We start from the raw sequence: 14,364 nt of genomic DNA, 5'->3' as shown, positions 1-14,364 counted from the left end.
GTCTAAGCCTACTTTTATAAAAATTTCGGTTAGATACTCCAGAGTGTTCTTCAATATAACCTTCATATTCGGCTTCCACCTTCCCGAACTCGCTTAAAATCCAAATTATATTTACTCTCCCTATCATTGTTTTCTGAACATTTTTAATTTATGTTTATATTATAATTACTGTATAAATATAAGTCAATAGTTTTTTGATACTTTTTTAAATATTTATATATACTTTTTTCATTTTATCTGATTTATATTGCATTATTTGATAACTTTATAGCATAGCATGGATTTTTTTATACAATTATTATCCGCATTAAATGTTATTTTACTATTATGCACATCTTTATACAATGAAATACATTACTTAAATTTTCTATAAATTATATGCAACAAAACCCCATACTTAAAAAAGTATGGGGTTAATAAACATCGTGAAAAGTTAAAAAACTCTCTTGGAATTAATATCTTCTATCGCTGTTTCTTTGTTGTTTTCTTGCTTTTCTGCAAGATGGACATCTTTGTGGTTCATTTTCAAATCCTTTTTCTTTGTAAAATTCCTGTTCACCTTCTGTAAAAACAAATTCTGAATTACAATCTTTGCATACTATTGTCTTATCTGCCATATCTCTATGTACCTCCTGAATAATTTTTGGATTTAACTAATTTTTGACTATCTATCCTCATAATTAAGAAAGCATTGTCTAAAAATAATTAATCCATAAACAAATTTACAAGTATAACATCATATAGTAAATAGCATTTGCGATATACATATTTATACTTAAACACCATAATATAATATTATCCTTCAAAAACTATCATATCCAAAAATTAAATAATTATACTAAAAAAATTATAAGCATATAGTTCAACATCTAATCTTTATTACTATACTAAATTTTCCTTCATTAGGTTCTGAATAAATTTCTTGATTCATTTTAAGTATTAATTCCTTTGCTATAGCAAATCCAAGACCTGTGCTATTTCCATTTATTGTGCGATCTACAGTAAAAAATCTTTCAAAATCCTGCCATAATCAATGCACTTCCATAAAAAACAGATATTATGGAAAATATTCAAGTAAATACATACCACCATATCAACAATTATCAAGTGATTCTTAGACTTAGTTGGAATTTGCCTGTACTTATCCAGGTGCGTAAAGTAGCTATCTATCTATGCCCTTCTTCTTACCCATAAAAGTTAAAAGCTGATCTAGATAAGGATATCCTTCCATATCCCCTTGAACAAGAGTGGCCATAGCTCCTACTCCATTGCCAAACTTTCCACATTCCTCAATACCTAAACCTTTTAATATTCCTGATAAAAAACCTGCTGCAAATCCATCTCCAGCTCCAACAGTATCTACAGGTTTTTCAATTTGATATCCTTTTACATATTTGCTATCATTCTGATCTACTACATAACATCCATCAGCTCCAAGCTTTACAGCTACTATTTTACACCCCATAGCTATAAACTTGTCTGCTATTTCTTTTTCATCATTAGTTCCTAAAAGCATTTCTCCTTCTGAAATTCCTGGTAAAATTATGTCTGACATCTTTGCTATCTCTAATAGCACTGGCTTTGCTTCCTCAAGGGTCCATAATTTTAATCTAATATTTGGATCAAAAGAAATTACTATTCCACTTTCTTTTGCAATTTCTATAACTCTAAATACTACATTTCTTGCACTTTCAGATAATGCTGGCGTTATACCTGTAATATGAATTATCTTAGCTTGTTTTATATATTCTAAATCTAAATCCTCTATAGAAAGCTTACTTGCTGCTGAATCTTTTCTATAGTAATAAACATTTGGATTCTCGCCACTAAATCTCTCTTTAAAAAGAATACCTGTATTTGCTTTACTAGTAACTCTTACTCTTGAAACATCTACACCTTCTCCTCTTATAGTATTTTGAACATACTTTCCAAACTCATCATTACCTAATTTTGAAAACCATCCTACTTCATGTCCAAGTCTTGCTAGTGCTGTAGCAACATTTGAATCTGCTCCACCTATAGACTTATTAAAACCATGCACATATCTTAAAGGACCATTTGATTCTGGGTTAAAAAGCACCATAGTTTCCCCAAAAGTTAATATTTCCATTTATGCTTACACCTCACTTAAATATTAGCCCTTGCTTTTCTTACTTCTTCAACAAATTTTGCTGCTGTTTCAGTAACTAATTCATAATCTCCTGTTTTAGCACCCTTAGTTAAATCTCCACCTGTACCCACTGCTACAGCTCCTGCTTTTATCCAGTCCTTTATGTTATCTAAATTAACTCCACCTGTTGGCATAAAGTTTCCTTGTGGAATTGGACCTTTAAAAGAATTAATAATTGATGGACCATAAGCGTTTCCTGGAAATACCTTTAGTATTTCAGCACCATATTCTAATGCTTCAACTGCTTCTTTTACAGTCATTATTCCTGGCATCACTGCTATTCTATATCTGTTACATAGCTTAATAGTTTCAATATCTAGATACGGACTTACTATATATTTTGCTCCCGCAAGTATACAAGCTCTTGCTGTTTCTGGGTCAAGTACTGTTCCTGCCCCTATAATTAAATCCTCATCTTTATATATTTCTGATATTTCTTTTATGATATCTATTGCCCCAGGTACAGTCATAGTTATCTCTAAAGCTTTTATTCCACCTTTTTTTACTGCATCTATAACTTTTATTCCCTGCTTTTTTGATTCAGCTCTTATTACCGCTACAACGCCACATTCCATTATCTTTTGTATAATTTCAATTCTTTTCATCTTAATCCTCCTCGTACTAGTAAATCTTTTTCTTTATGAAGTGAAAACTTGAATCAGATGGAGTTTCAAACTCTACCTGATTCTTAGTTGATTATATAAACTCTATTTATATAGAAATTAAATCTTTTACACTAAAGTTAATATTAAGCTCATAATTTCCAACTATATTTGCATATTTTATTTTAGCTGTTTTTTGCTCTATATCGAAATACCAGCCTTCTTCGCTTACTTCCCATTGTCTTATATCTAGGAACATAGGAAGCTTTTTATCTTTTAAGCTTACTTGAACTGGAGCTATGTCCTTACATATTAAATCTATATTTATTTCTTTAGGTTGCTTGTCATAATTACCTTCTTTTTCAAAAGTAATTTTAACTCCGTTATTTCTCTTCAATGATACTAATGTCTTTAAATATTCTCCATTTTTGTAGTTATTAGTATTGCCATCATCTTCATATAATACAAAACTAGATTCCTCTGATGGCTCTATTAAGAACTTAAGTGTTTCTATTGAATCATTATGAATATTCATTAAACTTTCAGCCATCGGTATGATTGCTCCACTTCTAAAGAACATTGGAATTGAACCTAGTGCAACTTCAACTTCAATTGTCTGTCCTCCTTGATAGATCTGTTTTGTATTCCAATCAAACCAAGCAGTTCCTTTTGGAAGGTAAACCTTTCTTATTTTTGCACCCTTGTCAACCACGTTTGCAACTAATATAGAACTTCCAAACATGAAATCAAAGCTTTCTTCAAGTACCTTTTTATCATTTTCAAATTCATATACTAAAGGTCTCATAACTGGAGATCCTTCTGTAGCTGCTTCAAAAAGCATTGAGTATAAATATGGTACTAATTTATATCTAAGTTTTATTGCTTCTCTTATATATTTTGTATAAGATGGATACATCCATGGTTCAGTAACAGTGTTATCATTGTTACAAGAGTGAATAGAGAATCTTGGTTGGAATATTCCATTTTGAACCCATCTTACAAATAGTTCTGGCTCAGGTGCTTGACCGAAAAACCCACCTATATCACAACCTTGGTTTGCAACCCCTGAAAGTCCCATTCCTAGTATTACAGGAATATTAAATTTTAAGCTCTTCCAGCTTGTATTGTTGTCTCCTGCCCAAGTTTGAGCGTAACGTTGGATTCCTGCAAATCCAGCTCTGTTTGTTATATATGGTCTTGTATTTGGATATACTTCTGCTATTGTTTCCTTTGCCATGAATGCCATTAGGTTTGGCATTATTGGTCTTAAAGCACTAACTTCTTTCTTCATGCCTTCAAAATAACAAACAGCTTCTGAATCATTTATTTCATATTCGTTGTTGTCATTCCATATAGATGTAATTCCAAGAGAAACTAAAGATTCTGTTAAATGTTTCTTCCACAACTCTCTACCCTTAGGGTTTGTAAAATCTACAAAGGAAGCTGGACCTCCCCAATATCTATCAATTTGTGATTTTTCTTCTTTTTCATCCTTTATATAAGCCCCTGCTTCATCAAATTTCTTATATAGTGGGTGAGAAGTTAACATACCTGGTTTTATGTTAGGTGCTAATGAGGCCCCTTTTTCATTTACTTGACTTACAAAGCTTGCAGGGTTTTCAAATCTATCCTGATTCCAATTGAATACATATCTTTTACCATCTTCTCCTGTTGTGTATCCTGAGGACATAAAGAAGCCATCACAAGGAATTCCTTCTTCCTTGCATCTATCTAAAAATTGTAGAATAGCTTTATCCGAGTTTTTATCTAATTCTGTATAGTACATAGTTGATCCCATATATCCCAAGGAATATTTTGTAGGCATTGCAGTTTTTCCTGTTAAGTCAGTGTAATTTCTTATAACATCTTTTATCTTTGGACCATAGATAAAGAATACATCTAGCTCTCCGCCGTCAGCACAGAAATAGCTATACTTATTCCAGTAACCGCTTCTCTCACATCCCATATCAAAAGTTGAGTCATAAGAATTGTGATAGAATACTCCACTTGCTATACTGTTTGTATTGTTATATTTTACATAGAATGGTATGTGCTTATATAACGGATCTGTATATTCTGAATCATAACCTATAGTATCTACGTTATGCATTCTCATTCTTCTTTTCTTCTTATTTAAATAGCCAGTTTTTTCTCCAAATCCATAGAAATAATCTTCATCATCCATGCAAGAATAATGATAAAGTCTTCCTAAAGTATCTTTTACATAGGATCTTTCTTTTAGGTCTGAATGCAGCACATTACCTTCCTTATCCGTAATCTCTATGGCAAAAGGTTCTTTATAAATATTTATGTTTAATTTTTTTGTGGATAACAGGATATAGGTATCAAAATCTTCATATCTGCTGCTAACTGCTTCTACTCTCTTTCTTTCCCCTTTTAGCAAATCATCCATTTTATCTTTCCATGCAGTCATAACTAATGTATAGGATGCTTCTTCTTCAAATTCTTCATCAAAAGTACAACGAATTCTTACAATTTCATCATTTAATAATATAATTCTATACTTAGCAGCATTAGTATCAATGTCTAAATAATTGTCATGATTCTTTATACTTAAAATTTTATTACTTATCTTCACTTAATTTTTCCTCCTAAAAGTTACCCTAACTGTGTTAACTTATTTTTATATTTGTTTTATTCTAAGCAAATGCATGTACAGCACTATCCTATATGTCTAAATATTCTTTTGCGTTATTGTAACATATATTTTGGACAATATCTCCTAGTAGTTCCACATCCTCTGGTATTTCTCCATTTTCAACCCATTCTCCAATTAAGTTACAAAGTATTCTTCTAAAATACTCATGTCTTGGATAGGATAAAAAACTTCTGGAGTCAGTTAGCATTCCTACAAAACGGCTTAGTAACCCTAAGTTAGCTAATGCTGTCATTTGATCTATCATACCTTGTTTATTATCAAGGAACCACCAAGCTGACCCAAATTGTATCTTTCCTGGTACTTCACTCCCTTGGAAGTTTCCAAGCATAGTACCAAGAACATAGTTATCCTTTGGATTTAAGTTATATAATATAACCTTAGGAAGAGAATTTTCTGCTTCCAATGAATCTAGTAATCTAGAAAGAGGATATGCTATTTGTTCATCATTAACTGAATCAAATCCAATATCTGCTCCTAATCTTTTAAACATCTTAGTATTATTATTTCTTAAAGCTCCCATATGAATTTGCATTGTCCATCCCAATTCTGAGTACAGTTTGCCTAAAAATAATATTGTATATGTTCTATACTTACTTTCTTCATCTTTACTTACAACTTCACCATTCAAAGCCCTTGCAAATATTTCAGCTAGTTCTTTTTTTGAGGCTTCCATATATGTTACACTGCTTAAACCATGATCTGATACCCTGCATCCTACGCTGTTGAAAAACCTTACTCTTAACTCTAACGCTTCTAAAAATTCATCATAGCTGTTAATAGCCTTTCCAACTACTTGTGCAAGCTTTTCAACCCAGGAATTAAATCCAGCTTTATTTATTTCAACACCATTGTCTGGTCTAAAGGTTGGTAAAACTTTAGTATCAAATTGGTTATCTTCCTTAAGTTTTATATGGTATTCTAATGAATCTGTTGGGTCATCTGTTGTACATATTACTTTAACATTTGACTTTTTAATTAAGTTCCTTGCTCCAAAATCTTCTCCATTAATTAGCTCATTTGCTTTTTCCCATATAACAGGAGCAGTTTTTTCACTTAGAGGCTCATATATTTGAAAAAATCTTTGAAGCTCTAAATGTGTCCAGTGATAAAGAGGATTGCCTATAGCCATTGGCATTGTTTTAGCCCACGCCATGAATTTTTCATAATCACTGGCATCTCCAGTAATGTATTTTTCCTCTATACCATTGCTTCTCATAACTCTCCATTTATAGTGATCCCCATATAACCATGCTTCTGTTATATTTTTGAATTTTTTATTTTCATAAATTTCTTTTGGATTTAGATGGCAGTGATAATCAATAATAGGCATTTCCTTTGCATAATTGTGATATAAATTTACTGCTGTATTGTTAACTAATAAGAAATTTTCATCCATAAATTTTTTCAACATAATCACCTTACCTTTAAATAGCATTTTTTCTTGCATCTAAGTCAGCTAAAATCTCTTTGTATTTTTCGTCTGTTAAATTATATAGGAATATAAAGGCTAGAATAGCAATTCCTGCTCCAATAGCTGGAAATAAAAGCATTAATGATTTTAATCCTGCCAATGTTCTTGCTGATTGATGAACATTGGGAACGTATCCAATTATACTTAAAACTACTCCTGGAATAAATCCCGCTAAAGCTTGAGCAAGTTTTCTACAGAAACTATAGGTAGAATAAATAATTCCTTCTGTTCTCTCTCCTGTTTTCCATTCACCATATTCAATAGTGTCTGATATAAATGCCCAGTTTAAACCATTCATAAAGGCAGTTCCGAACCAAGCAATAGCTGAAAATATCATAAATGTACTCGCACTTCCAGGCAGCATATAGTTTATTAAATCACCAACTACCCATATAAATAATCCTACTAAATAAGTAGTCTTCTTTCCAATCTTCTTCACAACAAATGGCATTATTGCAACACCTATTAATGAACAACCTATACTTACGAAATTTAAAGTTGCTGTTAATTTTGCATTACCAAGGTTATATTGAGCATAATATACCATCATAGCTACCTTAAGATTATAAGATGATATTGTTAATAAGCTCATTAGATTTAACACCATTAGCGGTCTATTTAAAAAAAGTGCTTTAAACATCTTACTTAAAGGTTCTTTTTTCTTCTCTGGATTATCAACTCTTATATGTTCTACTGTATTTTTATAACAAATTAAATGAAATACTACACCGATTAATGCCATTAACCCCATAACTACTGGATAACCTACTTTAGAATTAGAAAACTTTAGTATTAGAGGTATTACAGCTACTCCTGTAAGCAACAAAGCTAATGAAGAACCAGCCTGTCTAAAAGAAGCTAACTGAGTTCTTTCTACTGGATCTTGAGTCATTGCAGATGCCAATGAACCATATGGAATATTTACAAAAGAATACGCTAATCCAAATAGCATATAAGTACAATAAGCAAAGGTTATTTTTCCATTCATTGATATATCAGGAGCTAAAAACGATAGTACTGTAGCAATTGCAAGTGGTATAGTTGCAAATAGAATAAATGGTCTAAACTTTCCTCTTTTACCTATATTCTTTCTTGAATCTACAATTGTTCCAACAGTTGTATCTGCAAAGGCATCAAATATTTTTGATATTAAGAAAACACTTCCTCCAACAGCACCTGGAATTCTTAGTATATCAGTATAAAACTTTAGAAGATATGATTGCCCTAAGTCAAACATAAATCCATTTCCCAGATCTCCAAATCCATAAGCAATCTTTTCTTTTAAACTTAATTTTTGTTTCGGTTTATTTTCCATGTTGCATCTCCCCATTCTTATTTTTTATATTTGTTTAAGAAATTAAATTAAGACTCCGCTAAAAGATTTTAAACCATTACAACAGTATTAAAAATTATGAATTTGATTATTTTCTTGCTGTTAACTTATTATTTTTACTATTCAGACTATATTTTGGTGTATGAAAATTGGCAATTTTATTTCATATAATTGTTCTAATTCACTGCTATGTAAACAGCTGTACCTAGCAGTGAATTATTTTTTTATAACTCAATGATTATTAAACACCAGAATAAGCTGAGAATCCTCCATCAACTGGTACAACTACTCCATTTACAAAGCCTGAAGCTTTATGATTTAAAAGCCACAAAAGTGTTCCTGTTAGCTCTTCAACCTCCCCATAACGTGCCATTGGAGTAGCATTTATTATCTTTTGAGCTCTTTCAGTATAGCTTCCATCTTCATTTACAAGTAATCCCCTATTTTGATTTGTTAAGAAAAATCCAGGTGCTATAGCATTACATCTGATTCCTACTTTTGAAAGATGTACTGCAAGCCATTGAGTAAAGTTTGAAACAGCTGCTTTCGCTCCACTATAAGCTGGAATTCTTGTAAGTGGCGTAAATGCATTCATTGAAGAAATATTTAATATGCTTGCATCCTCTTTACCTATCATATCCTTCACAAAAACTTGAGTAGGAAGTAATGTTCCTAAAAAGTTTAAATTGAAAACAAATTCTATTCCTTTAGGATCTAGATCAAAGAAAGTTTTAATTCCTTCTTCCTTATTTTCTAAATCTTCTTTAAATAAATAATCCTTCGAAGTAGTCCCCTTTGGATTATTTCCACCTGCACCATTTATTAAAATATCACAAGTACCAAATTTTTCAGCTATTTCGTTTCTCGCTTTTTTAATGCTTTCAATATCAAGCACATTTGTTTCAACACCAATAGCAGTTCCTCCAGCTGCATTTATTTCTTCTGCAACTTTATCAGCTGCTGCTTTATTCAGGTCAAGTAGTGCAACCTTAGCTCCACACTGAGCTACTGCTTTTGCAAAACCGCCACAAAGTATGCCACCAGCACCAGTAATTACTACTATTTTATTATTTAAATCTATATTAAAAGGTAATTTCATTTTATTTCTCTCCTTTACTTGTTTTTTCAAGAGTTTCCCATATTCCTGTTATATACATTGCACCTAATGCACGATCGTACAAACCGTATCCTGGTCTTCCTGTTTCACCCCAAATCATTCTTCCATGGTCTGGACGAAGATATCCATCAAAGTTATTCTTATAAAGTACCTTCATAATTTCAACAATATCTAAAGATCCACAAGGTGAATAGTGTGCACTTTCTTCAAAACTACCATCTTCTAAAAGCTTTACATTCCTAACATGCATGAAATGTATACGTCCCTGGCTAGCATACTTGTCTATCATCTTTACTACATCATTGAAGTTTCCCGAGCCAAGAGAACCTGTACAAAAGGTAATACCGTTATATTTGCTATCTACTAATTTTAAGAATCTGTCCAAATTTTCTTCATTTGTAATTATTCTTGGAAGTCCAAAGATATCATAAGGTGGATCATCTGGATGAATTGCCATCTTAACGTCAGCTTCTTCGGCAACAGGTATAATTTCCTTAAGAAAGTATTCAAGGTTACTCCATAAAGTTTCTTTATCTACCTTGGCATATTTATCAAATACTTCTTTTAAAGATTCCTTTGTATAGCTTGAGTCCCAACCTGGTAGAGAAAGTTCACCAGTAAGAGGATCCATATCTTTAATCTGATCAACATAATAAACAAGAGCAGTTGATCCATCTTCTAATTTCTTATCTAGCTGCGTTCTTGTCCAGTCAAATACAGGCATAAAATTATAGCATATTACCTTAACTCCAGCTTTACCTAGATTTCTTATATTTTCTTTATAATTCTCAATATATTTATCTCTTGTAGGAAGACCCAGTTTAATATCTTCATGTACTGGAACACTTTCAATTACATCAAATTTTAAACAAGCATCCTCAACTCTTTTCTTAAGCTTTAGTATGCTATCCATACTCCACTTTTCTCCTACAGGAACATCATATATAGCAGTTACGATACTATCCATGTTTGGAATTTGTTTAATGTACTCGATTTTTACAGGGTCATCGTTTCCATACCATCTAAATGATAATTTCATCATTATTCCTCCTCTTAATTTGTGCAAAATAAATCCTTTAATTTTTCATTGTGATTAAATTATCAAGATTTTGCTGTGTAAATCTTTTCACCTGCTGTAATTCAATCACTATGATTAAATTATAGCTGCATAGAAACAAAAAAAATATGTTTTAATTGCTTTAAAACTTGCAAAAATTGCTGTAATAAAATATGATGTAGTTAACCTCAACTATAAATCGCCACTTTATTTATCCATTTTTTGCAAATATAACGTTTAACATAGGAATTCTTCAGCAAGTCTAATGCAATTTATACAATTTGTTAAGAAGGTGATAATAAAATGAGAAAAAATATACACAAATATTTAACACGCCAATATATGCTTTCTAGTGATTATGAAGTTTTTCACTATTTAAATACTGATCTTAATATTGTAAACTTACATCATCATGATTTTTATGAGTTTTATCTATTCATTTCTGGAGATGTTAAATATTTAATCGAAGGCAAATCCTATAATTTGAAACTAGGTGACATTATATTAATTAATACAAAAGAGCTCCATCAAGCAGTTATTAATAGTATGAAGGTTCCCTATGAGCGTATTGTACTTTGGATAAACAAATCCTTTCTGAAAGGGTTATCAACACCAACAACTGATCTTACTCTATGCTTTGAAAGCATAGAAAAAAGAAGCGTAATAAGAGCCGATATTGAAACTCAGCAAAATATAAAAACGCAGCTCAATAAGCTATTGCTACTTGAGAATCACAAAGACTTTGGCAAAGATTTACTATATAAGGCTTATATTGTTGAGCTTATCATAAACTTAAGCAATTTTGTTTTAGACGATAAATCAAACTCAAATATTGATGTAAAAAAGAGCAATCTCATTGATAGAATAGTTGAGTATATTAACAATCACCTGGATAAAGACATTACCATTGATGAACTTTCTAAAGAGTTTTATCTTAGTAAATTTCACTTAGCTAGGGAATTTAAAAGGCATACAGGCACTACAATTCATAGGTATATTGTGCAGAAAAAATTAATTGAAGCAAAAGAATTAATTCTCAAAGACTATCCAATAAATAGCGTTTACAAACAATCTGGATTTGGTGATTACTCAAATTTTTTTAGAGCTTTTAAGAATGAATATGGTGTTACTCCTAAGCAGTTTTATGAGTTAATGGTAGCATCAAATTTTAAGAATTAACCATAAGGCATATTCAAAAAAATAACAAGTCAGTATGTTAGTATATTTTGCGTCATACTGCGTCAACAGAACCCTTTGATAGAACAACTATCAGCGGAACCTGTTTCCTTGTCTGACACAAAATATACTAACATCTTTGACTTGCTATTTTCTTTCATATGCCTAATAGAACTGATAACGTGCAAAAATACATCACATATCCTTTTTTGTTTTTATCCATCCAATCATTTTATTAACAATATATTCATGTTCTATATTTGGACAAAATGTTATAATATTATTTGTAGTAATTTAAATTTACAATTAAAAACTTCACAATAATTTAGGAGTGATAAACTTGAATTCATTATTAAAAAAATCTATTTTAGCATTAACTATGTCCATAGTATTTACTACAACTGCTTATGCTGAACCCGTTCAAAATAATGCTAACAATGGAAAAACTACTATAGAAAGTTTACAAATTAACATTGAAAAACTTGATAATGAAATAGAAACTGTAATGAAACAAACTGATGATAATAATAAACAGATAGCAGCTACTGAAGCTAGCATTAAAAATACTCAAACGGAACTTCAAGATGCTGAAGCTAATCTTAATAAGGAGAAGGATCTGTTCAACAAAAGAGTTAAAACAATGTATATAAACGGATTTGACGGTTATTTAAATGTACTTCTCCAATCTAAAGATATTGGAGACCTAATTTCAAATACTGATACACTTGTAAAATTAATAAATTTAAATCAAGATACTATTAATAAGTACAAGCAAAATAAGGATTTAGTAAGTAATAAAAAAGATAACTTAGTTGCAAAAAATAACACTTTACTTGCATTAAAGGCTGACAATGAAAAAAAGTTAACTCAATTAAATAGTGCTAAAGAATCACAGAAGAAACTTTTAATTGAAGCTCAAGCTGCTCAAAATTCTTATTCTGGAAGCGATCAAGTTGCATTAGCAGATGCCTTTAAATATCTAGATAGTATTAAAAGTAAAGCTTCCTCAAATTCGCCTTCTGACATAGATGCAGTTATAGCTTATGCTACTACTTTCTTAGGAACCCCATATGTATGGGGTGGAACGTCACCAAAACCAGGTTTTGATTGTTCTGGCTTCACACAATATGTGTGTGCACATTTTGGGGTATCTATTGGACGAACTACTTATGACCAAATAAATGATGGTACAGAAGTGTCTAGAAGCTCTTTAAAACCAGGAGATCTAATTTTTTTCGGAACTGCTAGTGATCCTCATCACGTAGGTATGTATATAGGTTTTGGAGCATACATTCACGCACCTCACACAGGAGATGTAATTAAAATTTCTCCTCTAACTAGGAGTGATTATTTAACTGCCAGAAGGGTATTTAAATAAGTAATTTTATTACTTTAGGTATTATATTAATCAAAAGAGACTTCATCTCAATACATATTTACGTATTGAGATGAAGCCTCTTTTATATTTTTTTCTTTATTTAATAAAACATTATTTCTGATAAAATTAGAAAACACATTAATTCTGATTAAGTTAAACAATTAAAAACTAAACATTTCCTTAAGTATGTCATATCTTTCATGAGTAATAAGTGCATCCTTATCTGTATTTTTTAATTTCACTATATATGTCCATCTTCCGTAAGGATATATTTTATTAATCATAGATAAATTAATAATATAAGACTTGTGACTTCTAAAAAACTGGGTTTTATCCAACCTTTCTTCTAATTCACTCATCCCTTCAGATGTAATATAAGAATTGTCTACTGTATAAATAACTGTATTTCTATCTTCCCTTTGAATAATAATAATATCCTTCATATCTATAAAACTTATACCATCTTTATTTCTTATTAATATTTTATTCAGTCCTTTTTCATGACGAATTATTTTATACATGTTTTCTTCATTTTGAACCTCATTTAAAGTTTTTATACGATTTAAAGTTTGATAGATCCTATCTAATTTAAAAGGTTTTACAATATAATCAAATGCATAAAGCTGAAATGCATCTGACATATAGGAATCATGTGCTGTAACAAATATAATTATGGTTCTGGGATTTATATCCATTATTCTTTTTGCACATTCTACCCCACTTAACTTGGGCATTTCTACATCTAAAAATATAATTTCGGGATGTTTTTCTTCTACAAAGGAGAGGACAGCCTCTCCATCTGCTGCCTCTCCTATTAATTTAAATCCCTCTATTTTCTCAATGGCTTTTTTTAATACCATTCTCATTCCTTCCTCGTCATCCCCAATGAAAACTTTAAATTCCAATAAATCACCACCTTCTTCTTCTTCTCTTTGCTCTAGGTTCTCCAAATATTTCACTATACACTACAGCCTGCACAACATTTTTTTCTTTAAAATCTAAATCTATTGATACTCTTTCTTCCTCTAATTTCTTCTTTGACAATACTTTTTTGATTCTTTCATATTCTATTTTTCTTTCTAATTCTAATTTTTCTCTATGGACTATTTCACATTCTAAATTTGAATTGCCCTCAGAACTATATTCAAAATTACCACTGAAATTTTCCACCAGATCATTTTCCTTTACCCAGCTATAATTATCCCTTTTATTATTGTCATCCATAATAGTATTTTTATCTTGGTTCGTTAAACCCTTTGCTTCATTTGTTAAACTCTTTACTTTTTCGCGAGAAGCTTCTATGGTATCCTTGAAAATTTTTTTTGACATACTAGCAAGTTCCATTAAATCATTAAAATCAAAATCAGAATATGCCATAAT

Annotated in this window: 12 protein-coding genes and 1 other annotated feature (1 of these 13 only partly in view); of the genes, 2 read left to right on the top strand and 10 right to left on the bottom strand. The window is 30.8% G+C overall.

The features are described 5' to 3' along the window. Positions 1-136, bottom strand: a binding site (T-box leader) (it extends 111 nt beyond the left edge of the window). Between the two features lie 316 nt (positions 137-452). From HBE96_RS19715 to uxuA, 8 genes are all read right to left on the bottom strand, one after another. Further along, positions 453-617 carry a zinc-ribbon domain-containing protein gene (locus HBE96_RS19715; protein WP_169299427.1) on the bottom strand — a complete coding sequence of 55 codons (165 nt, stop codon included), beginning with the start codon at positions 615-617 and terminating at the stop codon, positions 453-455. 545 nt (positions 618-1,162) lie between these two features. Next, positions 1,163-2,110, bottom strand: a complete 948-nt coding sequence (locus HBE96_RS19710; protein WP_169299426.1) for a sugar kinase — start codon at positions 2,108-2,110, stop codon at positions 1,163-1,165. Between the two features lie 17 nt (positions 2,111-2,127). Continuing rightward, positions 2,128-2,775 (bottom strand): bifunctional 4-hydroxy-2-oxoglutarate aldolase/2-dehydro-3-deoxy-phosphogluconate aldolase, encoded by a 648-nt coding sequence (locus tag HBE96_RS19705; RefSeq protein WP_169299425.1) that lies wholly within the window; start codon positions 2,773-2,775, stop codon positions 2,128-2,130. A 106-nt stretch (positions 2,776-2,881) separates the two neighbouring features. Next, positions 2,882-5,371 (bottom strand): TIM-barrel domain-containing protein, encoded by a 2,490-nt coding sequence (locus tag HBE96_RS19700; RefSeq protein WP_169299424.1) that lies wholly within the window; start codon positions 5,369-5,371, stop codon positions 2,882-2,884. An 88-nt stretch (positions 5,372-5,459) separates the two neighbouring features. After that, positions 5,460-6,860 carry a glucuronate isomerase gene (uxaC, locus tag HBE96_RS19695; protein ID WP_169299622.1) on the bottom strand — a complete coding sequence of 467 codons (1,401 nt, stop codon included), beginning with the start codon at positions 6,858-6,860 and terminating at the stop codon, positions 5,460-5,462. A 16-nt stretch (positions 6,861-6,876) separates the two neighbouring features. Further along, positions 6,877-8,238 (bottom strand): MFS transporter, encoded by a 1,362-nt coding sequence (locus tag HBE96_RS19690; RefSeq protein ID WP_206155008.1) that lies wholly within the window; start codon positions 8,236-8,238, stop codon positions 6,877-6,879. 259 nt (positions 8,239-8,497) lie between these two features. Then, complete coding sequence (locus HBE96_RS19685) at positions 8,498-9,355, bottom strand: SDR family oxidoreductase (RefSeq protein WP_169299422.1); 858 nt, start codon at positions 9,353-9,355, stop codon at positions 8,498-8,500. 1 nt (position 9,356) lies between these two features. Then, complete coding sequence (gene uxuA, locus HBE96_RS19680) at positions 9,357-10,412, bottom strand: mannonate dehydratase (protein ID WP_169299421.1); 1,056 nt, start codon at positions 10,410-10,412, stop codon at positions 9,357-9,359. 321 nt (positions 10,413-10,733) lie between these two features. Between uxuA and HBE96_RS19675 the strand changes: the two genes are divergently transcribed. Then, positions 10,734-11,609 carry an AraC family transcriptional regulator gene (locus HBE96_RS19675; protein WP_169299420.1) on the top strand — a complete coding sequence of 292 codons (876 nt, stop codon included), beginning with the start codon at positions 10,734-10,736 and terminating at the stop codon, positions 11,607-11,609. 337 nt (positions 11,610-11,946) lie between these two features. After that, positions 11,947-12,984, top strand: coding sequence for a C40 family peptidase (locus tag HBE96_RS19670; protein ID WP_169299419.1), 1,038 nt, complete (start codon positions 11,947-11,949; stop codon positions 12,982-12,984). 161 nt (positions 12,985-13,145) lie between these two features. Here the strand turns inward: HBE96_RS19670 and HBE96_RS19665 are convergent, their stop codons facing one another. Both HBE96_RS19665 and HBE96_RS19660 read right to left on the bottom strand, forming a co-directional pair. Beyond that, the gene (locus HBE96_RS19665; protein ID WP_342590205.1) at positions 13,146-13,943 is read right to left on the bottom strand and encodes a LytR/AlgR family response regulator transcription factor; all 798 of its coding nucleotides are present in this window, start codon (positions 13,941-13,943) and stop codon (positions 13,146-13,148) included. Continuing rightward, complete coding sequence (locus HBE96_RS19660; protein ID WP_169299418.1) at positions 13,894-14,361, bottom strand: hypothetical protein; 468 nt, start codon at positions 14,359-14,361, stop codon at positions 13,894-13,896. The genes HBE96_RS19665 and HBE96_RS19660 overlap by 50 nt, the downstream gene beginning before the upstream one ends. Positions 14,362-14,364 lie beyond the last annotated feature (3 nt).

This window comes from Clostridium muellerianum, assembly GCF_012926525.1.
Taxonomy (GTDB): Bacteria; Bacillota; Clostridia; order Clostridiales; family Clostridiaceae; genus Clostridium_AM; species Clostridium_AM muellerianum.
Note: the sequence above shows the minus strand (reverse complement) of the source record. Positions and strands in the feature narration are given on the sequence as shown.

Excerpts from the sequence above, each read along its gene's own strand:
- HBE96_RS19715 (WP_169299427.1), bottom strand. The coding sequence starts at position 617 with ATGGCAGATAAGACAATAGTATGCAAAGATTGTAATTCAGAATTTGTT.
- HBE96_RS19690 (WP_206155008.1), bottom strand. The coding sequence starts at position 8,238 with ATGGAAAATAAACCGAAACAAAAATTAAGTTTAAAAGAAAAGATTGCT.
- HBE96_RS19710 (WP_169299426.1), bottom strand. The coding sequence starts at position 2,110 with ATGGAAATATTAACTTTTGGGGAAACTATGGTGCTTTTTAACCCAGAA.
- HBE96_RS19675 (WP_169299420.1), top strand. The coding sequence starts at position 10,734 with ATGAGAAAAAATATACACAAATATTTAACACGCCAATATATGCTTTCT.
- uxuA (WP_169299421.1), bottom strand. The coding sequence starts at position 10,412 with ATGAAATTATCATTTAGATGGTATGGAAACGATGACCCTGTAAAAATC.
- HBE96_RS19685 (WP_169299422.1), bottom strand. The coding sequence starts at position 9,355 with ATGAAATTACCTTTTAATATAGATTTAAATAATAAAATAGTAGTAATT.
- HBE96_RS19705 (WP_169299425.1), bottom strand. The coding sequence starts at position 2,775 with ATGAAAAGAATTGAAATTATACAAAAGATAATGGAATGTGGCGTTGTA.
- HBE96_RS19660 (WP_169299418.1), bottom strand. The coding sequence starts at position 14,361 with ATGGCATATTCTGATTTTGATTTTAATGATTTAATGGAACTTGCTAGT.